Source organism: Hymenobacter humi, from assembly GCF_042665855.1.
Classification (GTDB): Bacteria; Bacteroidota; Bacteroidia; order Cytophagales; family Hymenobacteraceae; genus Hymenobacter; species Hymenobacter humi.
In genome coordinates this window covers 4,078,982-4,103,579 of the sequence record NZ_JBHTEK010000001.1, presented here as the reverse complement: position 1 = coordinate 4,103,579, position 24,598 = coordinate 4,078,982, and the positions used below count along the sequence as shown (strand labels likewise).

Sequence of the window (24,598 nt, the reverse complement as noted above, 5' to 3'; positions counted from 1 at the left end):
GGGCGAGTTGGTTGGAAGACGAGGTTATACTATAGCTGGCTGCTCAACGCAAATCGCTCAAACGAAGCCGTGACCGAGGTTGGACCCTGAGCCAGCACGCCCACGCGTACGCCCCGGTCCCAGGGCGGCAGGAATTGGCCGCTGATGGCACCGTCGTTGGCCAGTGGGTTGGTCCAGGTGGTGCCGTCGGTGCTGTAGGCGAAGCGGTAGCTGTTGCCGCCGCTCACCTGCATGCGCATCTGCACGGCTTTGGCAGCGGTGGCGGGGAGGGCGGTTTCGGCTAGTACTTTTTGCTGGCCGTCGCGGCGCTCCCAGAGCTGGAGCTTGCCACCCCCGGCGGTGAGGGCCAGCATGTTTTTGGGGTCGCCGTGCGCGGCGATGCCGGCGGTGGCGCTGGTGGGCAGGGCCGCGGGCATGAGTAGGGTGGTGGAAGCAGTATAATTGCCGGTGAGGGTATGACGGCCCAGGGCAGCGCCGCCCTTATGGGGGTGAGCGGTGAGGCGCAGGCGGCCGCCGCGCAGGGCGTATTGGGGCTTGTCTTCGATGGGCCACTGCCAGTCCAAGCCTAGCTTGGCGCCTGTAAACTCATCGGCTACGGGCTGGGTGGCTGCCGGATTGGGGGCGGGAGCGCTGGGTTGGGCTACGAAGGAGGGCCAGCCTTCGGCGGTCCAGGCAAATTCGGTGAGCACACCCTGGCGGCCCACGTTTTCGAAGCTGCCGGCCGCGTAGGCGTGGTGTAGCAGGAACCAGCGGCCGTCGAAGCCCTGTGTGACGGTGCCGTGGCCGGGGCAGCGCCAGGCTTCGGTGGCGGTGAGGATAGGGTTGCGCGGGCTTTTCTCCCAGGGGCCAAGCAGCCTTTTGGCGCGGGCCACGCCGGTGCCGTAGGTGCAAGCGGGACCGCAGCAGCCGTTGGCGGCATAAAAGGCGTAGAAATAGTCGCCGTAGCGCACCATGCTCACGCCTTCCACGAGGTTGCCTTCCCAGGCTTTGGTGTTGCGAAACAGCTCCTTTTTCTCGCCCGTGAGGGAAGTGCGCGTTTCGTTGAGCGGCTGGGCCCAAATGGGCGTGGGCTGATTGACGCTGTTGCCGTCTTCTTTCCAGATTAGGCACAGCTGACCCTTTTCGTCGCGCATCGGAAAGCCATCGATGGAGCCGGCGGCCTGGCTCACCAGCGGGCCGTGGTCGCGGTAGGGGCCTTCGGGGCGGTCGGCGCTGGCCACGCCCACGGCGAGGTTGCCGCCTTTTTTGTGGGCCGTGTAGAACACGTAGGTTTTGTTGCCTTCCTGCGTGATTTCCGGAGCCCAGAAATAGTAGTCGGCCCAAGCCGGCAGCTTATCGGGGAACACATGCCCAACCAATTGCCAGCTGGTTAAATTATCGGACTTAAGCAGCGGAAATGCCGGCCCCCAGTTCGACGACGTGGCCGAAGCCCAATACGTGTTGCCCACTTTCGTCACGGAAGGGTCGGGGAAGTCGCCGGGCAGCACAGGGTTGGCAAAGCTGACGGGGAAATAGCGGGGGCCGCCGTGGCGGTAGCACCTGTGGCAGCTGCTTCCTTGCTCGCCTGCTCAGTTGCCTGGGAGCTTGTGGGTACTCGCTGGCAGGCAATAGCCAGAAACCCACTAAGAAGCAGCAGGGGCTTAAGTTTAGGACTGGTAAAAAGCATGTCTCAACTCTTGGTTTTCTGCGCGTAGGAATCACTGGAAGTCAGCATTATCAGCAAAAATAGGATTGCCTTTTTCATCCATTGAGTGGATTTGGCCGGCCGGAATGCGGTGTTGCCCTCGGTACAGTCACAATTATTACTTTCGGTGGGTGGGCCCATGTGTTATCGGTAGGTCGGTTGTTGAAGCAGCTTCAACGCTTCGCCGCCCTGGCTCAGCCCAACTTCTTTTAGCCAGCGAATTCCCACCATGCCTTCCCGTCAAGACTTTATGTTGCAAGCCGCTGCGGGCTTGGCGGCACTAGCCGCTGCCAGCCAGCAGGCGCTCGCGGCCGCCCGCACGTACACCAACCCGGTGTACGCCGGCCAGTTTCCCGACCCGTTTGTGCTGCGCCATCAGGGGCGCTACTATGCCTTCGGGACTACCGGCCAGGGGAGGACCCGCGACGGCCGCATTTTCACCCTGCTCACTTCCACCGACCTTGTGAGCTGGAAGAATGCCGGCGGCGCCCTCACGCCACCCGCCGGCGCCGAAGGAGTCAACTTCTGGGCACCCGAAGTGGTGTACCACCAGGGGACCTTCTACATGTACTACTCCATGGGCGGCGGCGCCATTGCAGCCACGGTGGGCCACCGCCTGCACGTGGCCACCAGCAAAAAGCCGGAGGGTCCCTACACCCAAGTAGCCTTGCTGGACGTGCCCACCAGCAAGTTTACCATCGATGCCCACCCGTACCGGGACACCGACGGGCAGTGGTACCTGTTCTACGCCCGCGACTTCATCGACACCGACGACGGCTACCGCCCCGGCACTGGTCTGGTAGTCGACCGCCTGCTCGACATGACCCGGCTGGCCGGCGAAAGCCGCACCGTGATGCGCGCCCGCCACGACTGGACGCTGTTTGAGAAAAACCGCACCATGCCGCTCTACGGCAACAAAATCTTTCCCGAGTGGCACACGCTGGAAGGGCCTTTGTGCGGCAGCACGGCGGCAAATACTACTGCTTCTACAGCGGCGCCAACTTTCTCACGCCCCGCTACGGCGTGGACTACTGCGTGGCCGATTCCATCATGGGGCCGTACTCGGACGCTGGCGCGGAAAAAGGCCCGCGCGTGCTGCACGCCGTGGCCGGCCACGTGCGCGGCCCCGGCCACCATTCCCACGTGCTGAGCCCCAACGGCAAAACCGAATACCTCGTGTACCACGCCTGGAACAAGGCCATGACCGAGCGGCAGCTGTGCATCGACCGGCTGGCCTGGACGGCCCAGGCCCGCGCTGCGTGGGGCCCACCTACACGCCCCAGCCGCTGCCCGCGTAGCTGGAAAGTGCTACCTTAAGTACGTTTTTAGCCGGCGAGTTACCTTGAGCGTTTCGGGTTGAATGCCTGAGGGCAACGGGCGGCAACGGTGGAGCACCGTTTGCCGTTGCAGGCGCAGTATGTAGTGCACTTCTTGCCCATGTTTCGTTTCTACACTTTGTTGTTGGCCGTGGGGCTGGCTTTTGCCTCCCGCCCGGCCGCGGCCTACTCCGTACTCACCCACCAGGCCAACATCGACTCTACCTGGGAGCGCAGCCTGGTGCCGGCTTTGCAGAAGCGCTACCCCGGCGGCACGGCCGAAGAGCTGGCCGCCGCCAAAGCCTATGCCTACGGCGGGGCCATTCTGCAAGACATGGGGTACTACCCCTTCGGTAACGTGCTGTTTACCAACCTCACGCACTACGTGCGGTCCGGCGACTTTGTGCGGAGCCTCATCAACCAATCCGAAAACCGCAACGATTACGCCTTTGCGCTGGGCGCTCTGGCCCATTACGCCGCCGACGTAAGCGGGCACCCCGAAGGCACCAACCGCGCCATGGCCAGCGTGTACCCCGACCTGGCCAGGAAGTTCGGCCCCGTCATCACGTACAACCAAGCCCCCAAGCAGCACACCCAGGCTCGAATTTGCTTTCGACGTGGTGCAGCTGGCCAGCGGCAAGTACCACACCCAGGACTACCACCAGAAATTCGGCTTTCAGGTGAGCAAGTCGGTGCTGGAGCGGGCGTTTCTGGAAACCTACGGGCTGGAATTGGGGCAGGTGTTTGCGAATGTGGACCTGAGCATTGCCTCGTTTCGTTTTTCGGTAAGCCAGCTGATTCCGACGGCCGCCCGCGCCGCATGGCACTCAAGCGCAAGGACATTCTGAAGCTGAGCCCGGGGCCCGGCGCCGCGACTACCTCAAGCGCATTAGCCCCCGGCAGTTCCGCAAGGAGTTCGGCAACGAGTACCAGCGGCCCGGGTTCGGGGCCCGTATCATTTCCTATTTCATTCGGGTGCTGCCCAAGATTGGGCCGCTCAAGCCGTTTGCCTTCAAGCTGCCTACCCCCGAAGCACAGGCTTTTTCCGGTCCAGTTTCAAAACCGTGATGGCCAACTACCGGGCCGACATTGCCCGGCAGCCCTCCGATACGGCCGTCGCTTCCCCGACCCTGCCCAATACCGACTTCGACACCGGCCACCCCACGCACGCCGGCGAGTACCCCTGGCCGACGAAACCTACGGGGAGTGGCTGCGCAAGCTGGCCGCCAAGAAATTCGAAAACATCAATCCCAGCGCCCGGAAAAATATCCTGGCCTTTTACAACAGCGCTACGCCCAAAGCCTCAGCCTCGCCCCAAGAGATGAAGGAGGACAAGCAGCGCGAAACCAAGGAGGCGCTGGAGCAGCTCAGGGCCCTGCAGTAGGGCGTAGTTGAATGGGCAAGGAGCACGGGTAGTGGCCGGTGGTTGGCGCCGCGTGCCCAGGGGCAGCAAGTTTTTGGGTAAGCTCTTAAACCTGTTGCAGGCCGGGGCATCTATGGCAGTAAAAGCGGCTATTTATTAATACCCCCGATTATTGCCATGAAAACGAAATCCTCCACATTTCTCATGCTGGTGCTACTGGCGGTGTTGTCGGCCTCCGGGGCTAGCCTGGCCCAAGGCGGCCCCGCTCGCCGCGAAGTTCAAGCCTACTACCAGGCCAACATTCTGCCCACAGTGCAGCAGCAGCGCCAGAAGCTGGAGCCCCAGGCGGCTTCCGCCGACCGCGCTCAGGCTCGCCAGCTATCGCACCCAGGCTCAAAGCCCTGAAACAGCAGGGCAAAGCCTTGCGCCAGAGCATTGCCCCGGCCGGCCCACAGCCCGGCGCTCGCCCCACGCTCACCGAAGCCCAGCGGCAGCAGATGCAGCAGCTCCGCTCACAAACCAAAACCATCATGCTGAGCGTGGCCCAAATGGCTCAGAAATACGAAGCACCCATTCGGCAGCTAACCCAGGAAGTGCAGCCCCAGAAGGAAAAATGGGCCGCCGACCTGAAATCCATTGCCAACAAAAATGCTACGCCCGAGCAGCGCGAGCGCATGGCCGCCCACGGCGGCCGGATGCGCGAGCCCGGCGGGATGCGCCGCTTTTTCCGGCCCGCCATGTTCCTGCTCATGGACCCGACTGCGCCCGCTGCCAGCAGCGAAGAGCGCAGCGTGGGCAGCACCAGCTTCTATCCCAACCCCGCCGCGGCCACCAGCAACCTGGAGTACGAAGTGAAAAAAGCCGGCCCCGTCACGGTCGATTTGCTGGATAAAAACGGCAACAAGCTCCGCACGCTGCTCTCCGAAACCAAAGTTGAAAAGGGCGCCTACACCAAGCAGCTTGATTTGTACGACCTGCCGCCTGGTACTTACTTCTATAAAATCACCACGAAGTCGGGCAGCGAAACCAAGCGGTTTGTGAAGGAGTAACCTCACGCCGCCTGGTTAACCACACCCCCGGCCCCTCTCCAAAAGAGAGGGTGCCACGGCACAAGTACCACTCAATTCTTAAAAGAGAAAGCCCCAGCTCAATCTTGAGCCGGGGCTTTTTCATTGGTAAACGTCTGGCTCCCCTCTCTTTTGGAGAGGGGCCGGGGTGAGGTTACTGCGCCTGCACCAGGTCGCCGCTCAGGCGTCGAAGCTGAATCTCCGCTTGCTTGGCGGCGTAGCGAATGTCCAGCAGGCGGGTTTCGGCGTCGAGCTGGGTGCGTTGGGCTTCGCGCAGGGCCAGGGGCGTGAGCAGGCCCAGGCGGTAGCGCTCCAGCGCAATTTCCACGTTTTGGCGTGAGAGCAGGATGTTGGCTTCTTCCAGCTCCAGCAGCTGCAGGAAGTTCTGGTATTGGGCAAACGCCGTGGCCGCCGCGGCATCCAGCTGCAGGGAAGTTTGGGCCAGACTGAGCTGGCTTTGCTCTTCCACCACCCGGGCGTTTTGCTCCTGGCGGCGCAGGTTGAAGCCGTCGAAGATGGGCACCGAAGCCGTGATGCCATAGTTCAGGCCCTGCACCTGGTTGACGCTGCTGGTGAGCACCGTGCCGGCGAAGGCAGCGTTGTTGATGTTGCGCGTGAGGCCATAGCCCGATACCAGCCCCACTTGCGGAAAGCGCGATGCCCGCACCAGGCGGCGGTCGTAGGTAGCCACCTCGGTGCCGAGGCGGGCCTGGGCCAGGCGCGGGTTGCGGGTTTTGATGCCTTCGGTGATGGCGTCTTCGCGCAGGTCGCGCGTCACCGTCAGGCTATCGGAAGGAGAGAAGTCGAGGCGCGGGCTGCGGCCCAGCAAGTTGTTGAGCGTGATTTTGGCGGCAGTTAAGGCCTGCTGCTGCTGCAGAAGCGAGCTGCGGTCGGCGTTGTAGTCCACCTGGGCCGTCAGCACTTCCACCTTGGCGCTCACGCCTACGTTTACCCGGGCCTGGGTCAGGTCGATGCGGGCTTGCCCAATCTTGAGCGCCGCCTCGAGCGAGGTGATTTTGCCAGCCTGGCGCACCACGTCGTAGTAGGCATTGGTTACGTCTTCCACGGTTTCTTCCACCGTGGCGCGGGTGATTTGCTGCTGCTGCTGGCGCAGGGTTTTCAGGCGGTCGTAGGCGATGAACATCCCGAAGCCGTCGAAAATCGTCCAGCCCAACGTCACGTTTGTGTTGAAGGCGTTCGACGTGGCCCCGTTCACAATGCGCGGGGAATTCTCGCCGAATTTCTGGTTGATGTTGTTATTGTTGAACGTCCGGGTGAGGTTGCCGCGGAGGCTGGGCAGCTGGCCGGCGTTGCCACGCGTCACATTGTTGCCCACAATGGTTTCGTCCTGTCGCGAGAGCAGAATGCCGAAGTTGTGCTGCAAAGCTTCCGTGATGGCTTGCTGCAACGACAAGGGCGTGGCCGGGGCTACGCTGGTGGGTTTGGTCAATTGCGAGGACCGGGCCGGAGGTGTTTTCACCTGAGCCTGGCCAGCCAGCGGAAGTAGGGAAAGAAGGAGGAGCGAAAAGCGTTTCATGTAAGAATTCAGAACATCAAGCTCCCCTCCTTTTTTAAGGAGGGGATGCCGCAGCTTCAGCTGCGGCCGGAGTGGTTGAGCCGTTGCACGACTAACGGAACGAGTTGAGTGGCATCGTTCGGGTATCGTGCAACGAGGGCAACCACCCCCTCAACTTAGCAGTTGAGCATCCCCTCCTTAAAAAAGGAGGGGAGTTTTTAACTATGCAGTCACGGCCTCGGCTACTTTGGGCTTGTGCTTCTTGGCCGTGGCGAAGTACGAGTACATTACCGGCACCACGTACAGGGTGAGGGCCGTGGCGAATATCAGACCGCCCACCACGCCGATGCCCATGGCCCGGCGGCTAAGGGCACCCGCGCCGGTGGCAATGGCAATGGGCAGAATGCCCAGAATGGCGCACAGCGACGTCATCAAAATGGGGCGGAAGCGGGCTGTGGCGCCTTCAATCAGGCCGGTCATGTAGTCCACGTTGTGCTTCTCCACGCGCTGGTTGGCAAATTCCACGATGAGAATACCGTTTTTGGTTACCAGGCCAATCAGCATGATGATGCCAATTTGGGAGAACAGGTTCAGCGTCTGGTTGAAGTACCACAGGCTAAACAAGGCACCCGACAAGGCCAGCGGCACCGTCACCATGATGATGACCGGGTCGCGGAAGCTCTCGAACTGCGCCGCCAGAACCAGGTAAATCAGCACCAGCGCCAGGCCAAAGGCAAAGAGCAGGGAAGAGGAGCTTTCCTCGAAGTCCCGCGAAGGCCCAGACAGCTCGGTGGTGAAGGTGTCGTCGAGGTTCTTTTCGGCAATGGCGCGCATGGCCGCGATGCCGTCGCCCAGGGTTTTGCCGGGCGCGAGCGAGGCCGAGAACGTGGCCGAATTGTAGCGGTTGAAGCGGTAGAGCTGGGGCGGCGTGCTGCTTTCCTCCAGCCGGATGACGTTGTCAAGCTGCACCAACTCACCCGCGGCGTTTTTCACCGACAGCAGGCGCACGTCGAGCGGCTGGTTGCGGTCTTCGCGCGCCACCTGCCCGATAATCTGATACTGCTTGCTGCCCCGGATGAAGTAGCCGTAGCGCTGGCCGCTGAGGCCGGCTTGCAGGGTCTGTGAGATGCTTTGCACCGAAATGCCCAGGCTTTGGGCTTTTTCGCGGTCGATGTTCACGCGCAGCTCGGGCTTGTTGAACTTGAGGTTCACGTCCACGAACTGGAAGGTGGGGTCCTGGCGGGCCAACTCCAGAAACTTGGGCACCACTTCCCGCAGCTTTTCAAAGTTCTGGCTTTGCACCACAAACTGCACCGGCAGGCCGCCGCCACCGCCGCCAATACTCTGGTCCTGCGACACCGAGGTACGGGCGGCGGGCAGGTTCTTCACGCCCGCGCTTAGCTTCGTAGCCACCTGGTCCTGGGTTATCTTCCGCTGGTCGGCCTCCGTGAGCAGCACCCGCGCAAAGCCCGAGTTGGAGCCGCCGGCAAAGCCCGGCGAGGTCACCGTAAATACACTGTTCAGGTTCTCGGTGCCTACCGAGTCAATCGCCAGCTTGGTGAGCTGGCTGATGTAATTATCCATGAACTCAAACGAAGCGCCTTCCGGGCCGGTGGCGTTCACGTTCACGCGGCTGCGGTCTTCCACGGGGGCCAGCTCCGAGGGGATGATTTTCATAAAGCCCCAAATGCCGCCAACAGTCACCACTATCATCGCCCAAGCCAGCCAGCGGTTGCGCAAAAAAGTGCGCAGGCTGTCTTGGTAGGCGCTAATCATCTTCTCGAAGAACGGCTCGGTTTTGCGGTAGAGCCAGTTGTGCGTCTCATGGCGCTTCAGCAGCTTGGCGCACATCATGGGCGTCAGCGTCAGCGACACAAAGGCCGAAATCAGTACCGAGCCCGCCACCACAATGCCGAACTCGCGGAACAGGCGCCCCGTGATGCCCGTGAGGAACACCACCGGCAAAAACACCGCCGCCAGCACCACCGTGGTGCTCACCACGGCCATCAGAATTTCCTCGGTGCCCTTGATGGCGGCCTCCTTGGGCTCTTCGCCGTCCTCGATGCGCGAGTAGATGTTTTCCAGCACCACGATGGCGTCGTCCACCACCAGGCCAATGGCCAGCACGATGGCCAGCAGCGTCAGCACGTTGATGGAGAAGTCCAGCAGGTACATCACGAAGAAAATACCCACCAGCGACACCGGAATGGCCACCACCGGAATGATGGTGGAGCGCCAGTCGCGCAAGAACAGGAAGATGATGACCACCACCAGCACAAACGCCTCGATGATGGTGTGCTCCACCTCACTGATGGAGTTGCGGATGAAGATGGAGTTGTCGATGCCCGTCTGCAGCTTCAGGTCGGGGGCAGGTCTTTGCCAAAAACCTTCAAGCGCCGGTTGAACTCGTCGGCAATGTCAATCTGGTTCGAACCCGGCTGCGGCACCACGGCCAGGGCCACGCCGGGCATGCCGTTCACCCGGAGAATGGTCTGGTCGTTTTCCGGATACAGCTCGGCGTAGCCGATGTCGGACAGGCGCACGAGCGAAACCGCGTCCTTGCGGATAATCAGGTTGTTGAAGTCCTCTACCGAGGTCAGGCGGCCCATGGTGCGCAGCGTGAGCCTGCGTGGCCTCGCCCTGCACCGAGCCGCTGGGCAGCTCCACGTTTTCGCGGGTGAGGGCCTGCTGCACGTCTACCGGCGACACGCGCAGGGCCGACAGCTTCACGGGGTCCAGCCACAGGCGCATCGAGTATTTCCGCTCCCCATATATCCGGATTTCCGACACGCCGGGAATGGTTTGCAGGCGTTCCTTCAGGATGTTGTTGGCGTAGTCCGTGAGTTCAAGCAGCGTGCGCTTGTCGGAGATGACGTAGGTGATGACGATGGGCTGCGAGTCGGCATTGGCCTTGCTCACGATGGGCGGGTCGATGTCGCGCGGCAGGCGGCCCTGCGCGCCCGAAACCTTGTCGCGCACGTCGTTGGCCGCCGTTTCCAGGTCGGCGTCGAGGTCAAACTCCACCGTAATCTGGGTGCGGCCGTCGCGCGAGTTCGACGTCATGTTCTTGATGCCCGCAATGCCGTTCAGGGCTTCCTCCAACGGTTCGGTCACCTGGCCCTGCATCACATCGGCCGAAGCGCCAGTGTAGCTGGCCTGCACCGTAATAATGGGCGGGTCGACGCTCGGGTATTCCCGAACGCTGAGATACCGAAACCCGATAACACCAAAAATGATGATGACCAGGCTCATCACAATGGCGAGAACCGGGCGGTTGATACTGGTGCTGGATAAGCTCATGGGATAGGAGGTGTTATGCTTGTCAGAACCAAAGCTCCCCTCATTACCAAGGAGGGGATGTTCGCACTTCAGCGCGGACGGGGGTGGTTGAGCCGTTGCAAGATGCCTGAACGGCCCTGCCGCGAGTCGTTCAACGAGGGCAACCACCCCAGCTCAACTTAGCAGTTGAGCGTCCCCTCCTTATCCAAGGAAGGGAGTGAGGTTCTTACTTAATTATTCTAACGGCGTCGCCGGGCTTCACTTGCAAAATGCCGGTTCGAATCACCGTGTCGCCCACGGCAATGCCTTCGGTGATTTGAATGACCTTATCGGATCGAATGCCGATTTTCACTTTCTTGGGCACCATTTTGCCGCCCTTCACCGTGTACACGTTGTAGCCGCTGGCTTCCGGAATCACGGCTTCGGTGGGCACCTGCAGGGCCGTCGTGCTTTCGCCGAGCTTCAGGTTGACGCGCACGAAGGCGCCGGGGCGCAGGCTCGTTGTTGGTGTTGGCGTAGCGGGCGCGCACGGGCTGGGTGCGGCTCACGGGGTCAATCTGCGGGTCGATGGCGTAGACCTTGGCGTCGAACTTCTTGTTGGTCGTTTCGTCTACCACGCTCACCACGTCGCCCACGCGCACGTTGGCGGCGAAGCGGCCGGGGACGGCAAAGTCAATCTTCACGGGCCGCACGCGCGACAGGGTGGTGATTTCGGTGCCGGGGCTCACGTAGGTGCCCAGGGTGGCGGTGGTCAGGCCGAGCACGCCGGAAAACGGTGCCCGCACGTAAGCCTTGGCCAGCGTGGCGCGCAGGGCCTGCAGGTCGGCCTGGGCCGTGAGCAGGCTGGTTGTTGGACTGCTCGTATTCCTGCACGCTGATGTACTCCTTGTCGAGCAGCGTGCGCTGGCGGCGCTCCTGGTCGCGGTAGAGCTTGATGTTGTATTCCTGCTTGCGGATGGCCGCCTGGGCCTCGTCGGCGTTGATGCTGAACAGCAGGCTGGCCCTTGCTCACCGACTGGCCTTCGCGGATGTTGAGGGCCGTGATTTTACCTGACAGCTCGCTTTTGATAACCACCGATTCTTCGGGCAGAACCGAGCCCGTAGCGGCCACTTCGTTGTCCAGGTTGGTGGCTGCTACCACGTACACCTGCACCGGCAGGCGCTGCCCGCTGCCCTTGCCGCCGGGGCCTCCGCCGCCCTTGGCTCCACCGCCGGGGCCGCCGGCCGCGCCGCCTTTTTTATCGCCTGCGGCATTGCTCGGGAAATACTTCATCTTCACGAACACCAGGCCGGCAATCAGCAGTGCCGCAATCAGCCAGCCCAACCAGCCTCGGCCCTTGGACGGCGGCGTTTCCGGCGTATGGTTAGGGGTGGGAGGGGCAGCGGTAGGTCCGGGCGTGGTGGTGGTGTCCCACGTCGGAGCAGGAGCAAGGGTGTTGGTTTCGACTGGCATAGGTGGCAAGAACGCGCGAGCGGTGGCGGATGTTTAACGGACCAGCCGGCGCCGAAGAGTAAGCGGTGCGGTAGTTGGGCAATGAGAACTGATAAAGGGCAAATTTCGGCTGAAAGGTTGCGTACTCGTAGCATAAAATAGACGTAGGGCAGCATCACGCGGACCGAAACTATCTTCGCCCCGATGAAGCCAAACGCCCCAACGGCCCCCGAGCCGCGCAATTTTTTCAGGATGTGCACGAAGTCGTGCGCCTTATCCCAACTGGCCGCGTGAGCACCTACGGCACCATTGCCCACTACCTCGGCGCCCGGCACGGCGCCCGCACCGTGGGCTACGCCATGATGGCCGCCCACACCGCCGAGCAGTACGTGCCGGCCCACCGCGTGGTAAACCGCCTGGGCCACCTCACTGGCCGCCTGCACTTCGCCAGCCCCACCGCCATGCAGGAAGCCCTGGAAGCCGAAGGCGTGCGCGTGGAAGAGGACCGGGTGGTGGACTTCGCCCGGCTGTTCTGGGACCCGGCCGTGGAGCTGGTGTAGCTGCCAGCTTACTGAGCCGACTTATTGTGCACCCGAAGTACCCGCAAATCGAAAATGCCCTTTTTAACGGCCACGCGTTCTAGCAGCGGTTTGGCCGGGTCAGCGAGGTTGCGGGCAATTTCGACGTAGGACGCGGTGCCGAAAGGGGGATGAATGCCAGGCAGCGTCCGGGGGCCGTTTGCAGGCACAGGCTCACCTCGTTCACCTTGTCCAGGTAAGGAATGGCGACAACTTGGTAGGCGTCGAGTTCGGCCACCAGCTTGTCGTTGAGCAGCACCTGCACCGGCCCCGGGGTGCTACTGGCGCGGCGGTACACATAAATCATGGCTGTGTCGGTCGGAGCGCCGCTGCTGGCTTCTGCAAAGGGCGAGACGGCGCCCGTCACCATGTCCAGGGTCAAGTCGCCGGGCTTGCCCGAGGTGGCCGCTGCCGCAATGGCCCCGCCCACGGCCCCGCCCAGGAAGCTGGCCGTGCCCACTGCGCCGGGGTCGGGCCCCATAAAGCCCACAAAGTGAAACGAGTTGCCGGCCCGCGTGAGCGGCAGGTAGTGCCGGTTGTGCCAGATGTACACCTGCTGCCCGTCCGAAAATCCCCAAACGTTGCGCAGGGCGGTGGGCGTACCGGTGGCCGCGGCCAGAGCCGGCTCCACTTCCAGCGTGCCCACCCAGCCCTTGGCGGTGCGCGGCGTGGACCTAACGGTTAGGGCCGGCTCGGTCACGGGTTGGTTGTTGCGAAACGCCAGAAAGGTGGGGTAGTAGCCTTTGGGCCGCACCGAATCGATGAGGGCGGAGTAGCGGAGCGCCACGGCGGCCGGGCGGCTCAGCTGTTGCAGTTCGGCCAGGGTGCGGGCCGGCTGGGCCGGGAGCTTGTCCCAGTTCACGCTTTGGCACTGGGCCAGGCAGCGCTGAAACGCCAGGGCCAGGTTGGCGGGGTGCTGCGCCGTGGTTTCCATTCCCTTGCTTTCCACCAGGCTCGGTGGCGTTCAACACGTAGTGGTAGCCGTCAGCGAGGCGCGCGTACACGTCCACAGACACGCCAAGGGAGGCTTTTTCTGAAAATGCATTGATTTCTTCGGCCAGCTGCAACTGCCGTAGCACCAGCACCACGGGGTGGTCGGTGGGGCGCGCGGGCAGGCGGGCCTGCAGCCAGGTGGTCAGGGCATGTGGCACCGAAGGGCGCAGGTCGGCCAGCCTGCGGCAGGTTGTTCAGGCCCCGGTGCACCGTGCCGATACCCTCGCGGCGGGGTCGGGCATCGAGCACTTGCTCCACGTGCACGGCCCGGTTGGGCAGGACGAGCGTGGTCTTGCCCAGGTCGATGTAGTGGTAGTACAACTGGGCATGGCTCGCGGCCGGGAAGACCAGCCATAAGGTGGCCAGAATTAAATAGTAGCGGGGCAGAGGGCGGCTAAGTTTCATTAGTCAAATATTGCATTTGTTGGGCTAACCATAACGCAATGCTCGTCAGTAGTAAGGCTGTATATTTGTTGTCCCCGGAGTGTGCCGGGGCTTTTTTATCTGGTATGAAGCACGTTTTTACTTTACTTTTTACTGTTCTGCTCACCTTGCCGGCCCTGGCGCAGAACACGTTTTCCATCCGGGGCCGCGTGCTGGATAAAGTGACTGGCGAAACCCTGCCCGGCGCCACCGTGCAAGTGACCGGCGGCCAGAACACCGGCACCGGCGCCGAAGCCGACGGCTCCTACAAAGTACCGAACCTGCCCGCCGGCACCTATACCGTGCAGGCCAGCTTCATCGGCTACAAGCCCTCGACCCAGACGGTAAAAATCTCGACCCAAAGCGTGGTCGCCACATTCCTGCTTGCCTCCGACAACGCCAGCCTCGGCGAGGTGCAGGTGGTGGCCTCGCAGGCCCAGGAGCGCCAAACCCCGTGGCCTTCGCGGCCGTGAGCGAGGTGAAGCTGCGCGAAACGCTCTCCAACCGCGACCTGCCGATGATTCTCAACGAGACGCCCGGCGTGTACGCCACGCAGGGCGGCGGCGGCACCGGCGACTCCCGCATCAACATCCGCGGCTTCGACCAGCGCAACGTGGCCGTGCTCATCAACGGCGTGCCCGTGAACGACATGGAAAACGGCAACGTGTTCTGGTCGAACTGGGACCTGGGCGACGTCACCCGGTCGCTGCAGGTGCAGCGTGGCCTGTCGGCTTCCAAGATTGCCGTGCCCTCGGTGGGCGGCACCATCAACGTGCTCACCAAAGGCTTCGACGACAAGAAGTCGGTGCTGGCCCGCGTCGAAACCGGCTCCAACAACTACCAGAAGTACTCGCTCATGCTCAGCTCGGGCCAGCTTAAGGGCGACTGGGCCTTCACGGTGTACGGCTCGCGCCGCACTTCCGACGGTTGGGTGGATAAGGCCTTCGACGATGCCTACACCTACTTCGGCACTATCAGCAAGCGCGCCGGCAAGCACAGCCTGTCGCTCACCGGCCTGGGCTCGCCCCAGCGCCACGGCCAGCGCTCGTTTGCCAGTCAGGTGGCGGTGTACTCAGATGAGAAAGCCCGCGAAATCGGGGCGCGGCCTATTGTTAACGGCAACCGCGGCTTTCAGTACAACCCGTACTGGGGCACGCTCGACCGCTTTTCGGTGGATGCCAGCGGCCAGAAAGTAAGCAAGGGCGCCGAGGTCCTAAACGAGCGCACCAACTTCTACCACAAGCCCCAGGTGAACTTCAACGACCTGTGGCAGGTGAACGATAAGCTGTTCGTGTCTACCGTGCTGTACGCCTCGTACGGCACCGGCGGCGGCTCGAGCGGCCTCACCAGCGGCAACTCCACCACGCTGCCGCTCAACAACGCCACGGGCCAGACCGACTTCCAAAAAATCTACAACGACAACATGGGCTTTGGCACCATCGCCAACCCCACCCGCAAAGCCACGGCCTTCCTCATCAACAGCGTGAACAGCCACCGCTGGTACGGCTTCGTGGTGGGCGGCGACTACCTGCTCAACGACAAGCTCACGCTCTCGGCCGGCCTGGACGGCCGCAACTACACCGGCCTGCACTACCGCGAAGTGCGCGACCTGTTGGGCGCCAACTTTGCCACCAACAACGGCGACCGCAACGCCGCCCCCAACACGCAGCTGCACGTGGGCGACAAGTTGGGCTACAACTACGACGGCAAAACCAACTGGCTGGGCGGCTACTCGCAGCTGGAATACAAGACGCCGCTACTCTCGGCCGTGCTCAGCGCCACGCTGTCGCAAGTGGCGTACAAGCGCATCGACTACTTCCTGCAGCGCAACGCCGACGGCAAGCCCGTCGAGACCGAGTGGACGCGCTTTAACGGCTACAGCGTGAAAGCCGGCGCCAACTACAACATCTCGGAGCACGACAACATCTTCGCCAATATCGGCTACAACAGCAAGGTGCCGTTCTTCAACCTGCTCTACACCAACGCCGGCCGCAAGTACGACAACGTGAAGCCCGAAGGCATTTCGAGCGCCGAAATCGGATACGGCATCACCTATCCCAGCCTGAAGGTTAGCCTGAACGCCTACTACACGCTGTGGGCCAACAAAACCACCACGTCGTTTTCCAGCGCTACCGGCGAGGCCGTGTACAGCAACGTGCGCAACGTAAACGCCCGCCACGCCGGCGTGGAGCTGAGCGTAGCCCAGGAAATCAGCCGCCGCGTGCAGCTCAACGCCGCCATCGCGCTGGGCGACTGGCGCTGGACTGGCCAGGGCCTGCTCAACCAGACCCGCGAAGATGGCTCGCCCGTGAACCCCAGCCTGATAGACCAGCCCGTGTACCTCAACGGCAACCACGTGGGCGACGCCGCCCAAAACCAGTTCCAGATTGGCCTGCGCTACGAGCCGTTCCGCGGCGCCTACATCCGCCCGTCGTTTCTGCTCTTCACCAAGTACTACGCCGACTTCAACCCCGAAACCATTCTGGACCCGGCCACCAGCACCGACTCCTACCGCCTGCCCACCTCGCGCAACTTCGACCTGCACATGGGCTACGAGTTCAAGCCGGTAATTAACGAAAAGGTCCGCCTCGCGCTCAAAGGCTCGGTGCTGAACGTCTTCAACGAGTTCTACTTCACCGACGTCTCGAACCGCTCGAACTCCAACACCGGCAGCCCCGACCTGCTCCAGGCCTTCTTCAACCGCGGCCGCACGTTCACCGTCGGCCTGTCGGCTACGCTGTAAAGCATTACGGCAACAACCAAGCAAAAGCCCCGCTTCCTGTATTCAGGAAGCGGGGCTTTTGCTTGTGTAATCAGGCTGCCGACTACGTGTGAATTTCCTCGTGCGTGCAGTTGCTCGCGGAAGTTGAGCTAGGCGTTGGTGCCGGCGGCCGCGGCGGCCAGGATGGCGCTGCGCATTTCTTCGGGCGAGGTGTTTTTTACGAGGTAGCTGTGGGCGCCCTCGGCCAGCACGGTGCTCACTAGGGAGGGGTCGTCGTGCATGGAGATGATGACCACGCGCACCCCGGAAACTGCGTGCGCAGCAGGCGGGTGGTTTGCAGGCCGTCGAGGATGGGCATCTGCATGTCCATCAATATCACGTTGGGCCGGATGCCCTGGTCGAGGTGCTCGAGCAGCTCCTGCCCGTTGCCGGCTTCGCACACCACCTCAATGCCCGAGTAGCCGCTGAGCAGCGCCCGCAAGCCTTTCCGGAACAGAATGTGGTCGTCGACGATGGCCAGCCGCACGGGCACGGCCCCAGCCGCTGGAGCGTTTTTGGATATCATGTATTAAGCGTAAATGTGGGAACTGGCATGCCGGCGGGCAGCAGCGTAACTGGTAAAATGGCCTCAACGCGGGTACCCACGCCAGGCTCGGAATGATAGTGGAGCTGGCCGCCAAGCACGGCCACGCGGCTGCGCAAGTTGATAAGGCCCATGCCCACGGGCTGGCCGTGGGGGCCGGGTGGCGGCAATTCTTCCAGCGCGGCGAGGTCAAAGCCCTGGCCGTCATCGGAGTAGGTAAGGGTAAGCATGCCGGGCACCGCGCCCACGCGCAGCACAATGTGCGAGGCATCGGCGTGCTGCAGGCCGTTGGTGAGCAGCTCCTGGGCGATGCGGTACACCATCACTCGTGCGGGGGATGAGCCGGCCCAAGGGGCCTTCCTGCTCGAGGCGCACGTCGGGGCCGCTTTCGGTGGGCACGGCCTGCACCAGGGCGCGCAGGGCCTGGGCCAGGCCCAGCCTGCTGGAGCGTGGCCGGCTGCAGGTTGCGCGAAATGCGCCGGACTTCGGCCACGGCCTGGTCAATCAGGGCGCTGGCTTCGGGGGCGGGGGCTGCCGGGGGCAAACAGGTGCAGCTTGGCCAGGGCCAGAATGGTGCCCACGCCGTCGTGCAGCTCGCCCGCAATGCGCTGCCGCTCGTCTTCCTGGGCTACCAGCGCGGCCGCCAGGGCCTGCTGCTGGGCGGCTTCCTGCAGTTGAGCCAGCTGCTGCTGCTGCCGCATCTGCACCCGTTGGTAGCGCACCACAAACCACACCAGCCCCAGCACCAGCAAGAGTAAGATAGGGAAGAGCAGCAACAGGGGTAGATGGTCGTTCACACGCAGGCTCCTGAGAGTCAGGAAGCACAAAAGAATAGGAAAATAACTGCCCAGTCAATTGCCTGGGCTACAAACAAAGCAGGGCGTGTAGCGCAAGCGGCAAAGCTCAGGTTGCAGGCAATGGAGAGAAAGGCACTTTCGGTAGTCGCAAACTGCTCCAGCGGGCCGCAAAGCCCCGGCAAAAGCTGACGAACAAGTCGGGGCAATGCGTTATTTTAACCTTTGAGGGCTTCAGGGAAAATGGAAAAAAGAAGTTTGGACTGAATGAATCCATCAAATATAGGGAATGGCACGAGGTTATTATTGGCGCCTTGCCAATTTCTACCACCTCCGGCCGGGGCCGCCGGGCAGGTGGTCGTGCTCCTCCGCGTCATCGTCTTCTTCCTCATCCTCAATTTCGTCGTCTTCGGTCTCCTCTTCCTCGGTCAGCTCGTCGGCTTCGTCCTCATCGTCCAGCGTGTCGAACACCCGGTCAAGCGACGCCTCGGCGTGGCGCAGCTTATGGCGACAAAGCCGAATCAGCTCCGCCGAGCGTTCGACGCGGGTGGTGAGGTCGTCCACATCCACGGCATCGGTTTCCAGGGCGCGGAGAATGGTTTCCAATTCCTCAATGGCTTCGCGGTAAGTCATCTATTTACTGTATTGATTAGTTGTTGGGCTGATTTAGGTTTCAAGCAGGCACAATGGGCGCTCGGGCAGCAGTGGCGTACTATTTCTTGGTCAAACTACCGAGTGGTTGGCGGGCTACTGCTACGGCCAAGCGTAGCTCGGCGCGGTGCAGGTGGCGCTCCAGGGCCAGCTGTAGTTGAAAGCGCCGGCGCAGCACGTCTTCGCGGCGCCGCCGGTGGTGGCGGATGAAGCGGCTCAGCAGTGCCCGGCCGCGCTGGCGCAGCCGGCGCTGCTCGTGAGCCAGGGCGCGGCGCGCGGCCCGCGGCCTGGTGCCGGAAACGCTCGAGGCCCACGCCCAGCCGCAGCTGCTCGCGGGGCCCCTGGGCCGCCTGCCGGGCGCGGGCATGCAGGGCGTCGCGAGCCGTGTCGAGCCTGGCGGTGGGCGGCGTAGCGGCTGCGACCGCTGAGTTGGTCGAGGCGGGCGTGGCGCTGGCTCAACTGGCGGCGGGCCAGGGCCACCACTTGCTCCCCTAGGCCGAGCAGGGCCGCTTCGAGCCGGGCCAGGCGCTCGACCAGAAATGCGGCCACGGCGGTAGGGGTTTTCAGGGCGCGGTGGGCGGTAAGGTCCACTATCGCCTCGTCGCGCTCGTGGCCGATGCCCGTGAGCACCGGCAGCGGAAACGCGCCCACCGCGGCCGCCAGCCCGTATTCGTCGAAGGCCAGCAAATCGGTGCGGCTGCCCCCGCCGCGGATGATGACCACGGCATCGAACTGGCTGCGGCGGGCGCGCACACCATCCAGCGCCGCGCGGATGCTGGCCGGGGCCTCGTCGCCCTGCATCATGGCCGGAAAAAGGGTGAGGGCAAAGTCGTAGGGTGCCTCGTCGAGGTGCTGCACAAAATCCTGAAACCCCGCGGCGGTGGGCGAGGAGATGACGGCCAGCCGCTGCGGCGCGAGGGGCAGCGTAAGCAGCTTCTGGCGCTCGAGCAAACCTTTTTCTTCCAGCTGCCGCAGGGTGCGTAGGCGCAGTAGGGCCAGCTCGCCCACGGTATAGCTGGGGTCGATGGCCACCACGTCGAGGCTCAGGCCGTACTGCTCATGAAAGCGTACCTGCACCCGCAGCAGCAGCTTGAGGCCCGGGCGCAGCGGCTGGCCGGTGTGCCGCTCAAACGCCGGGGCCGCCTGCTGGTAGCGCTGGCTCCAGAGCGTGGCGCGGGCCTGGGCTTTCACGGGCGTGCCGCGGCTGTCGGTGGTTTGCTCGGTGAGGGTGAAGTAGCAGTGCGCGCCCGCAAAGCGCGGCACGGTAATCTCGGCCACTTCGGCCACCACCCAATACGAATCGGCCAGTTGCTGCTGCAAGGCCTGGCGCACGCGACTGAGCAAGTCGGCCAGGCCCAGCGGGGGAGGAGGCTGAATGGGTGGAAGCTCGGGGCGGCGGTTGTAAAGCGGCATTGGCGCAAGTTAAGGGCGAGGGGCGCTGTGGGGCTGGGAAGAACATCAAACTCCCCTCCTTGGATAAGGAGGGGACGCTCAACTGCCAAGTTGAGCCTGGGGTGGTGGCACCGCAGGGGATTCGTTGAACGATGGGCGCACGACTAGCGGCAGAACGATTCCAGCTCAAGCTGTACTGCCGCCAGTCGTTCGGGTATCGTTCAACGAGGGCAACCACCCCCGTCCGAGCCTTTGGCTCGAACATCCCCTCCTTAAAAAAGGAGGGGAGTTTTGTGGTTATGCTTTTCTATTTGTGCAACCGTGGTGAAGCTCGTGTGTCTGTAACTTCACGGCATCATTTCCCAACCCAACACTTCTTACATGGTTTTAACTTCTATTGCACGGCGGCTCAGTTTGGCCGTATTAGGCCTGGGTAGCATGGCTACCACGGCAGCGGTGGCCCAAACCACCAAGTCTGCACCTGCTGCCACTGCCAAAGGCTTGGGCATCAACATTGCCAACATCGACCCGACGGTGAAGCCCTGTGAGGACTTCTTCCACTTTGCCTCGGGCAACTGGCTCAAGAACAACCCAATTCCGGCTTCCGAAAGCCAGTGGGGCTCATTCCACGAGCTTTTCAATTCCAACCAGGCCATCCTGCGTAGCATCCTCGACGATGCCGCTAAAAACGCCGGCAAGGCCGCCAAGGGCTCGAACGCGCAGAAAGTAGGCGACTTCTACGCCTCGGCTATGGACTCGGCTGCCATCGAAGCCGCGGGCCTGAAATACCTGCAGCCTCACCTCAACCGCATTGCGGCCATCAAGGACCTCGGCGAAATGCAGCGGTTTCTGGCCGACCCCAAGGCGCACGCGGGCAGCGTGTGGTACGGGTTTGGCGTGGGCCAGGACGAGAAAATCAGCACCCAGTACGCGGTGCAGATGAACCAGGGCGGCCTCACGCTGCCCGACCGCGACTATTACCTGAAGGACGACGCCCGCTCGAAAACCATTCGTACGGCTTACGAAACCAACCTCGTCAACACCTTTAAGCTCCTGGGAGACGACGCCGCCACGGCCAAAGCCAACGCCGCCGCCGTGCTGCGCATCGAAACGCGCCTGGCCAAGGCCAGCAAGAGCCGCGTGGACCTGCGCGACCCCATTGCCAACTACAACAAGATGACGGTGGCCCAGGCCAACGCCGCCTTCCCCAACCTGAACCTGCCGCTCACGCTGAAGGAAAACGGCCTGGGCGCTGCCAAGGAAATCATCGTGGGCCAGCCCGAATTCCTGAAGGAAGCCAGCGCCATGATTAAGGAGGAGCCCATTGCCGACCAGAAGCAGTACCTGCGCTTCCACTTGGTGAATAGCGTAACGGGCGCCCTGCCCAAGGCTTTCGGCGACGAGGCCTTCCGCTTCTCGCAGGTGCAGAGCGGCGCCAAGCAGCAGCAGCCCCGCTGGAAGCGCATGCAGGCCTCGACGGACCGCGCCTTGGGCGAAGCCTTCGGCCAGCTCTACGTCGACAAAGCCTTCTCGCCCGCGGCCAAGGCCCGTGCCAAGCAGATGATTGAGAACCTGCGCGTGGCCTACGCCGAGCGCATCAAGGCCACGGACTGGATGAGTGCCGCCACCAAAACCGAGGCGCTGAAAAAGCTCAACGCCTTTGCGGTGAAGATTGGCTACCCCGATAAGTGGAAGGACTACTCCAAGCTGAGCATCAGCCGCGAATCGTACCTCAACAACCTGCTGGCCGCGCGCGAATGGGCTAGCAACTACGAAACCAGCCACTTCGGCAAGCCGATAGACCGCGGCGAGTGGGGCATGACCCCGCCCACAGTGAACGCCTACTACAACCCGCCGATGAACGAAATCGTGTTCCCGGCCGGCATCCTGCAGCCGCCGTTCTACGACCCCAAGGCCGACGACGCGGTAAACTACGGTGGCATCGGCGCCGTGATTGGCCACGAAATGACCCACGGCTTCGACGACCAGGGCCGGCAGTACGATGCCAAAGGCAACCTGCGCGACTGGTGGACCAAGGAAGATGCTGAGAAATTCAATACTCGCGCTGCGGTAGTGGGCAAGCAGTTCGACGCCTTCTCGCCGCTGGATTCGGTGCACGTGAACGGCAAGCTGACCATGGGCGAAAACCTCGCCGACCTCGGCGGCCTCACCATTGCCTACGCCGCTTTCATGAAGACGCCCCAGGCCAAGGCCGGCAAGGCCATTGACGGCTACACGCCCGAGCAGCGCTTCTTCCTGAACTGGGCCCAGGTGTGGCACAGCAACACCCGCCCCGAAGCCCTGCGCCAACGCATACAAGTTGACCCGCACGCGCCCGACCAGTACCGCACCATCGGCCCGCTGCAGAACATGCCCGAGTTCTACAAGGCGTTCAACTGCCAGGACGGCAACAAGATGATGCGCGCCCAGGCCGAGCGCGCCAAAATCTGGTAGGTTAAGCCATTGCCTATGAGTAAAGGAAGAATGAAGGATTTCAGCTCAATTGCTAATCTTTCATTCTTCCTTTTGCTTTGCTGAAAGTTTTAACCGCAAGCGGCGGTTGTATATTGCACTTCATAACGTTTCGCCCATTTTATTTTCATATGCATCAATTCTCTTTTGTTCGGCGCGCGGCCCTGTCTGCGGCCCTGCTGGGGCTGGTGGCCGGAGCGGCCCAAGCCCAGCAAACCAAGATTAAAACCAAGTCCAGCGCGGGCAAGACCAAAACCACGCTGCCCGCCATCCCGGGTCAGTCGGGTGTGGGCGTGACGCTGGCTAACCTCGACCGCTCGGTAGCGCCCTGCGACGACTTCTTCCAGTTTGCCAACGGCACCTGGATAAAAAACCACCCCATTCCCGCCGCCGAAACCCTGGGGCTCTTTTATTGAGCTGCGCGACCGCAACCGGGGCGTGGCCCGTCGCATTCTGGAAAAAGCTGCCGCCGACCGCACGGCCAAGCCCGGCTCCAACATGCAGAAAGTGGGCGACTTCTACGCCGCCGCCATGGACAGCGTGGCCGTGGAAAAAGCGGGCCTGAAGTACCTGCAGCCCCGGCTCGACCAAATCAACGCCATTCAGGACCTGGCTGGCGTGCACGCCTACCTGGCCGACCCGAAGAACATCGGCAAGGGCTGGTACAGCCTGGGCGTGGGGCAGGACCCCAAGAACAGCACGCAGTATGCCGTGCAGATGCGCCAAGGCGGCCTCACGCTGCCCGACCGCGACTACTACCTGAAGGACGATGCCCGCTCCAAGTCCATTCGCGCCGCTTACCGCACCTACCAGGTCAACCTGTTTAAGCTGCTGGGCGACGACCAGGCCACGGCCGAGAAAAACGCCGACGCCGTAACGCGTATCGAAACCCGCATGGCCAAGGCCAGCCGGGACCGCGTGGCCCTGCGCGACCGCGAAAGCAACTACAACAAGATGACCGTGGACCAGGCGGCGGCGGCTTACCCCAACCTGAACCTCCCCTGCGCCTCAAGGAAAGCGGCCTGACGGGTGCCAAGGAAGTCATCGTAGGCCAGCCGGAGTACCTCAAAGAGGCCAGCGCCATGATGAAGGAGGAGCCCATCGCCGACCAGAAGCAGTACCTGCGCTGGCACCTGGTGGAGTCCGTTACGTCGGCCTTGCCCAAAGCCTTTGGTGACGAGGAATTCCGCTTCACCAAGGTACTCTCGGGTGCCAAGCAGCCGCAGCCCCGGTGGCGCCGGGCCTTTGCGGCCACGGATGGCTCGTTGGGCGAGGCGTTCGGCCAGCTCTACGTCGACGAAGACTTCTCGCCGGCAGCCAAGGCCCGCGCCAAAGCATTGGTTGAGAACCTGCGCGTGGCTTATGCCGAGCGCATTCAGTCCACCGAGTGGATGAGCGCCGCGACCAAAGCCGAGGCCCTCAAGAAGCTCAATGCCTTCGTGGTGAAGATTGGCTACCCCGACAAGTGGAAAGACTACTCGGCGCTGAAGGTGAACCGCGAAAGCGCCCTGAACAACTTGTTTGCTGCCGCCGAGTGGAGCACTAAAGACAACCTGAGCAAGTTTGGCAAGCCCGTGGACCGCACCGTGTGGGGCATGACCCCGCCCACGGTGAACGCCTACTACAACGCCAGCCTGAATGAGATTGTGTTCCCGGCCGGCATCCTGCAGCCCCCGTTCTACGACCCCAAGGCCGACGACGCGGTAAACTACGGTGGCATCGGCGCCGTGATTGGCCACGAAATGACCCACGGCTTCGACGACCAGGGCCGCAAGGTGGACTCGCAGGGCAACCTGCGCGACTGGTGGACCAAAGAAGACGGCGAGAAGTTTATGGCCAAAGCCGACGTGGTGGGCAAGCAGTTTGATGCCTTCACGCCGCTGGACTCGGTGCACGTGAACGGCAAGCTGACCATGGGCGAAAACCTGGCCGACCTCGGTGGCCTGACCATCGCCTACGCGGCCTTCATGAAAACGCCCCAGGCCAAGGCCGGCAAGCTGATTGACGGCTTCACGCCCGAGCAGCGCTTCTTCCTGAACTTCGCCCAAATCTGGCGTGTGAATATGCGCCCCGAGACCCTGCGCCAGCAGGTGCAGACCGACCCGCACTCGCCCGGTCAGTTCCGCACCATCGGGCCGTTGCAGAACATGCCGGAGTTCCACAAGGCGTTTAGCTGCAAGGAAGGCGACAAGATGGTACGCCCAGCGTCCAACCGCGCCAAAATTTGGTAAGCTATTTGTGTGTAGCTTTTTGAATCGAGAGTGAGAAACTGTTCTCCCTCCTGATAAGAGAAGGCCCGTTCCCCTTGGGGACGGGTCTTTTTATTGGGTATT

Annotated in this window: 23 protein-coding genes and 4 pseudogenes; 12 read left to right on the top strand and 15 right to left on the bottom strand. The window is 62.6% G+C overall.

Translation table 11 applies throughout. The features are described from left to right. Positions 1-29 precede the first annotated feature (29 nt). Positions 30-1,487, bottom strand: a complete 1,458-nt coding sequence (locus tag ACFQT0_RS23155) for a family 43 glycosylhydrolase (protein WP_380205412.1) — start codon at positions 1,485-1,487, stop codon at positions 30-32. Between the two features lie 426 nt (positions 1,488-1,913). Here ACFQT0_RS23155 and ACFQT0_RS23150 point away from each other — a divergent pair. From ACFQT0_RS23150 to ACFQT0_RS23130, 5 genes and pseudogenes are all read left to right on the top strand, one after another. Further along, positions 1,914-2,429, top strand: a pseudogene (locus tag ACFQT0_RS23150) (family 43 glycosylhydrolase); the annotation flags it as partial. Positions 2,430-2,614: 185 nt separating this feature from the next. Beyond that, positions 2,615-3,001 carry a family 43 glycosylhydrolase gene (locus ACFQT0_RS23145; RefSeq protein ID WP_380205411.1) on the top strand — a complete coding sequence of 129 codons (387 nt, stop codon included), beginning with the start codon at positions 2,615-2,617 and terminating at the stop codon, positions 2,999-3,001. 120 nt (positions 3,002-3,121) lie between these two features. Then, positions 3,122-4,384, top strand: a complete 1,263-nt coding sequence (locus ACFQT0_RS23140; RefSeq protein ID WP_380205410.1) for a zinc dependent phospholipase C family protein — start codon at positions 3,122-3,124, stop codon at positions 4,382-4,384. Positions 4,385-4,540: 156 nt separating this feature from the next. Further along, positions 4,541-4,768: a hypothetical protein gene (locus tag ACFQT0_RS23135; protein ID WP_380205409.1), complete on the top strand. Its 228-nt coding sequence runs from the start codon at positions 4,541-4,543 to the stop codon at positions 4,766-4,768. A gap of 17 nt (positions 4,769-4,785) precedes the next feature. Beyond that, positions 4,786-5,412 (top strand): T9SS type A sorting domain-containing protein, encoded by a 627-nt coding sequence (locus ACFQT0_RS23130; protein WP_380205408.1) that lies wholly within the window; start codon positions 4,786-4,788, stop codon positions 5,410-5,412. 172 nt (positions 5,413-5,584) lie between these two features. Here the strand turns inward: ACFQT0_RS23130 and ACFQT0_RS23125 are convergent, their stop codons facing one another. The 5 genes and pseudogenes from ACFQT0_RS23125 to ACFQT0_RS23105 form a co-directional block, all read right to left on the bottom strand. After that, positions 5,585-6,967, bottom strand: a complete 1,383-nt coding sequence (locus ACFQT0_RS23125) for a TolC family protein (RefSeq protein ID WP_380205407.1) — start codon at positions 6,965-6,967, stop codon at positions 5,585-5,587. A 201-nt stretch (positions 6,968-7,168) separates the two neighbouring features. Continuing rightward, positions 7,169-9,555: pseudogene (locus ACFQT0_RS23120) on the bottom strand (efflux RND transporter permease subunit). A 37-nt stretch (positions 9,556-9,592) separates the two neighbouring features. After that, a pseudogene (locus ACFQT0_RS23115) lies at positions 9,593-10,246 on the bottom strand (efflux RND transporter permease subunit); the annotation flags it as partial. A gap of 305 nt (positions 10,247-10,551) precedes the next feature. Further along, the gene (locus ACFQT0_RS23110; protein WP_380205406.1) at positions 10,552-11,010 is read right to left on the bottom strand and encodes an efflux RND transporter periplasmic adaptor subunit; all 459 of its coding nucleotides are present in this window, start codon (positions 11,008-11,010) and stop codon (positions 10,552-10,554) included. After that, complete coding sequence (locus ACFQT0_RS23105) at positions 10,977-11,678, bottom strand: biotin/lipoyl-binding protein (protein WP_380205405.1); 702 nt, start codon at positions 11,676-11,678, stop codon at positions 10,977-10,979. The genes ACFQT0_RS23110 and ACFQT0_RS23105 overlap by 34 nt, the downstream gene beginning before the upstream one ends. Before the next feature lie 221 nt (positions 11,679-11,899). On the opposite strand from ACFQT0_RS23105, the pseudogene ACFQT0_RS23100 reads away from it, so the two are divergent. Then, positions 11,900-12,217 (top strand): annotated as a pseudogene (locus ACFQT0_RS23100) (MGMT family protein); the annotation flags it as partial. Positions 12,218-12,296: 79 nt separating this feature from the next. On the opposite strand, the gene ACFQT0_RS23095 reads toward ACFQT0_RS23100, so the two are convergent. Together ACFQT0_RS23095 and ACFQT0_RS23090 are read right to left on the bottom strand one after the other, a co-directional pair. Then, positions 12,297-13,184, bottom strand: coding sequence for a hypothetical protein (locus tag ACFQT0_RS23095; RefSeq protein WP_380205404.1), 888 nt, complete (start codon positions 13,182-13,184; stop codon positions 12,297-12,299). Positions 13,185-13,219: 35 nt separating this feature from the next. Then, positions 13,220-13,633 carry a hypothetical protein gene (locus ACFQT0_RS23090; RefSeq protein ID WP_380205403.1) on the bottom strand — a complete coding sequence of 138 codons (414 nt, stop codon included), beginning with the start codon at positions 13,631-13,633 and terminating at the stop codon, positions 13,220-13,222. A gap of 104 nt (positions 13,634-13,737) precedes the next feature. On the opposite strand from ACFQT0_RS23090, the gene ACFQT0_RS23085 reads away from it, so the two are divergent. Beyond that, positions 13,738-14,124: a carboxypeptidase-like regulatory domain-containing protein gene (locus ACFQT0_RS23085; protein ID WP_380205402.1), complete on the top strand. Its 387-nt coding sequence runs from the start codon at positions 13,738-13,740 to the stop codon at positions 14,122-14,124. Then, the gene (locus ACFQT0_RS23080) at positions 14,106-16,394 is read left to right on the top strand and encodes a TonB-dependent receptor (protein WP_380205401.1); all 2,289 of its coding nucleotides are present in this window, start codon (positions 14,106-14,108) and stop codon (positions 16,392-16,394) included. Before ACFQT0_RS23085 ends, ACFQT0_RS23080 begins: the two co-directional genes overlap by 19 nt. 128 nt (positions 16,395-16,522) lie before the next feature. Here ACFQT0_RS23080 and ACFQT0_RS23075 read toward each other — a convergent pair whose 3' ends face one another. From ACFQT0_RS23075 to xseA, 7 genes are all read right to left on the bottom strand, one after another. Then, positions 16,523-16,654, bottom strand: a complete 132-nt coding sequence (locus ACFQT0_RS23075; protein WP_380205400.1) for a hypothetical protein — start codon at positions 16,652-16,654, stop codon at positions 16,523-16,525. Beyond that, positions 16,633-16,938 (bottom strand): response regulator, encoded by a 306-nt coding sequence (locus ACFQT0_RS23070; protein ID WP_380205399.1) that lies wholly within the window; start codon positions 16,936-16,938, stop codon positions 16,633-16,635. The genes ACFQT0_RS23075 and ACFQT0_RS23070 overlap by 22 nt, the downstream gene beginning before the upstream one ends. Then, complete coding sequence (locus ACFQT0_RS23065; RefSeq protein WP_380205398.1) at positions 16,935-17,279, bottom strand: sensor histidine kinase; 345 nt, start codon at positions 17,277-17,279, stop codon at positions 16,935-16,937. Before ACFQT0_RS23065 ends, ACFQT0_RS23070 begins: the two co-directional genes overlap by 4 nt. Continuing rightward, positions 17,279-17,500 (bottom strand): hypothetical protein, encoded by a 222-nt coding sequence (locus ACFQT0_RS23060; protein WP_380205397.1) that lies wholly within the window; start codon positions 17,498-17,500, stop codon positions 17,279-17,281. Before ACFQT0_RS23060 ends, ACFQT0_RS23065 begins: the two co-directional genes overlap by 1 nt. Beyond that, on the bottom strand, positions 17,457-17,753 hold the full coding sequence (locus ACFQT0_RS23055; protein WP_380205396.1) for a histidine kinase: 297 nt from the start codon (positions 17,751-17,753) through the stop codon (positions 17,457-17,459). Before ACFQT0_RS23055 ends, ACFQT0_RS23060 begins: the two co-directional genes overlap by 44 nt. Before the next feature lie 321 nt (positions 17,754-18,074). Then, positions 18,075-18,383, bottom strand: a complete 309-nt coding sequence (gene xseB / locus ACFQT0_RS23050; protein WP_380205395.1) for an exodeoxyribonuclease VII small subunit — start codon at positions 18,381-18,383, stop codon at positions 18,075-18,077. Between the two features lie 234 nt (positions 18,384-18,617). Beyond that, a complete protein-coding gene (gene xseA, locus ACFQT0_RS23045) occupies positions 18,618-19,814 on the bottom strand; it encodes an exodeoxyribonuclease VII large subunit (RefSeq protein ID WP_380205394.1) in 1,197 nt (398 codons plus the stop codon). Positions 19,815-20,231: 417 nt separating this feature from the next. On the opposite strand from xseA, the gene ACFQT0_RS23040 reads away from it, so the two are divergent. From ACFQT0_RS23040 to ACFQT0_RS23025, 4 genes are all read left to right on the top strand, one after another. Further along, a complete protein-coding gene (locus tag ACFQT0_RS23040) occupies positions 20,232-22,247 on the top strand; it encodes a M13 family metallopeptidase (RefSeq protein WP_380205393.1) in 2,016 nt (671 codons plus the stop codon). A gap of 149 nt (positions 22,248-22,396) precedes the next feature. Then, complete coding sequence (locus tag ACFQT0_RS23035) at positions 22,397-22,681, top strand: hypothetical protein (RefSeq protein WP_380205392.1); 285 nt, start codon at positions 22,397-22,399, stop codon at positions 22,679-22,681. Between the two features lie 22 nt (positions 22,682-22,703). Beyond that, complete coding sequence (locus ACFQT0_RS23030) at positions 22,704-23,291, top strand: hypothetical protein (RefSeq protein ID WP_380205391.1); 588 nt, start codon at positions 22,704-22,706, stop codon at positions 23,289-23,291. A 56-nt stretch (positions 23,292-23,347) separates the two neighbouring features. Continuing rightward, positions 23,348-24,496: a M13 family metallopeptidase gene (locus tag ACFQT0_RS23025; protein ID WP_380205390.1), complete on the top strand. Its 1,149-nt coding sequence runs from the start codon at positions 23,348-23,350 to the stop codon at positions 24,494-24,496. Positions 24,497-24,598 lie beyond the last annotated feature (102 nt).

Bases quoted from the DNA above. Each gene is read 5' to 3' on its own strand.
- xseA (WP_380205394.1), bottom strand. From the start codon at position 19,814: ATGCCGCTTTACAACCGCCGCCCCGAGCTTCCACCCATTCAGCCTCCT.
- ACFQT0_RS23125 (WP_380205407.1), bottom strand. From the start codon at position 6,967: ATGAAACGCTTTTCGCTCCTCCTTCTTTCCCTACTTCCGCTGGCTGGC.
- xseB (WP_380205395.1), bottom strand. From the start codon at position 18,383: ATGACTTACCGCGAAGCCATTGAGGAATTGGAAACCATTCTCCGCGCC.
- ACFQT0_RS23090 (WP_380205403.1), bottom strand. From the start codon at position 13,633: ATGAAACTTAGCCGCCCTCTGCCCCGCTACTATTTAATTCTGGCCACC.
- ACFQT0_RS23065 (WP_380205398.1), bottom strand. From the start codon at position 17,279: ATGGTGTACCGCATCGCCCAGGAGCTGCTCACCAACGGCCTGCAGCAC.
- ACFQT0_RS23135 (WP_380205409.1), top strand. From the start codon at position 4,541: ATGAAAACGAAATCCTCCACATTTCTCATGCTGGTGCTACTGGCGGTG.
- ACFQT0_RS23085 (WP_380205402.1), top strand. From the start codon at position 13,738: ATGAAGCACGTTTTTACTTTACTTTTTACTGTTCTGCTCACCTTGCCG.
- ACFQT0_RS23105 (WP_380205405.1), bottom strand. From the start codon at position 11,678: ATGCCAGTCGAAACCAACACCCTTGCTCCTGCTCCGACGTGGGACACC.
- ACFQT0_RS23040 (WP_380205393.1), top strand. From the start codon at position 20,232: ATGGCTACCACGGCAGCGGTGGCCCAAACCACCAAGTCTGCACCTGCT.
- ACFQT0_RS23075 (WP_380205400.1), bottom strand. From the start codon at position 16,654: ATGCACGACGACCCCTCCCTAGTGAGCACCGTGCTGGCCGAGGGCGCC.
- ACFQT0_RS23140 (WP_380205410.1), top strand. From the start codon at position 3,122: ATGTTTCGTTTCTACACTTTGTTGTTGGCCGTGGGGCTGGCTTTTGCC.
- ACFQT0_RS23035 (WP_380205392.1), top strand. From the start codon at position 22,397: ATGCATCAATTCTCTTTTGTTCGGCGCGCGGCCCTGTCTGCGGCCCTG.
- ACFQT0_RS23070 (WP_380205399.1), bottom strand. From the start codon at position 16,938: ATGATATCCAAAAACGCTCCAGCGGCTGGGGCCGTGCCCGTGCGGCTG.
- ACFQT0_RS23025 (WP_380205390.1), top strand. From the start codon at position 23,348: ATGATGAAGGAGGAGCCCATCGCCGACCAGAAGCAGTACCTGCGCTGG.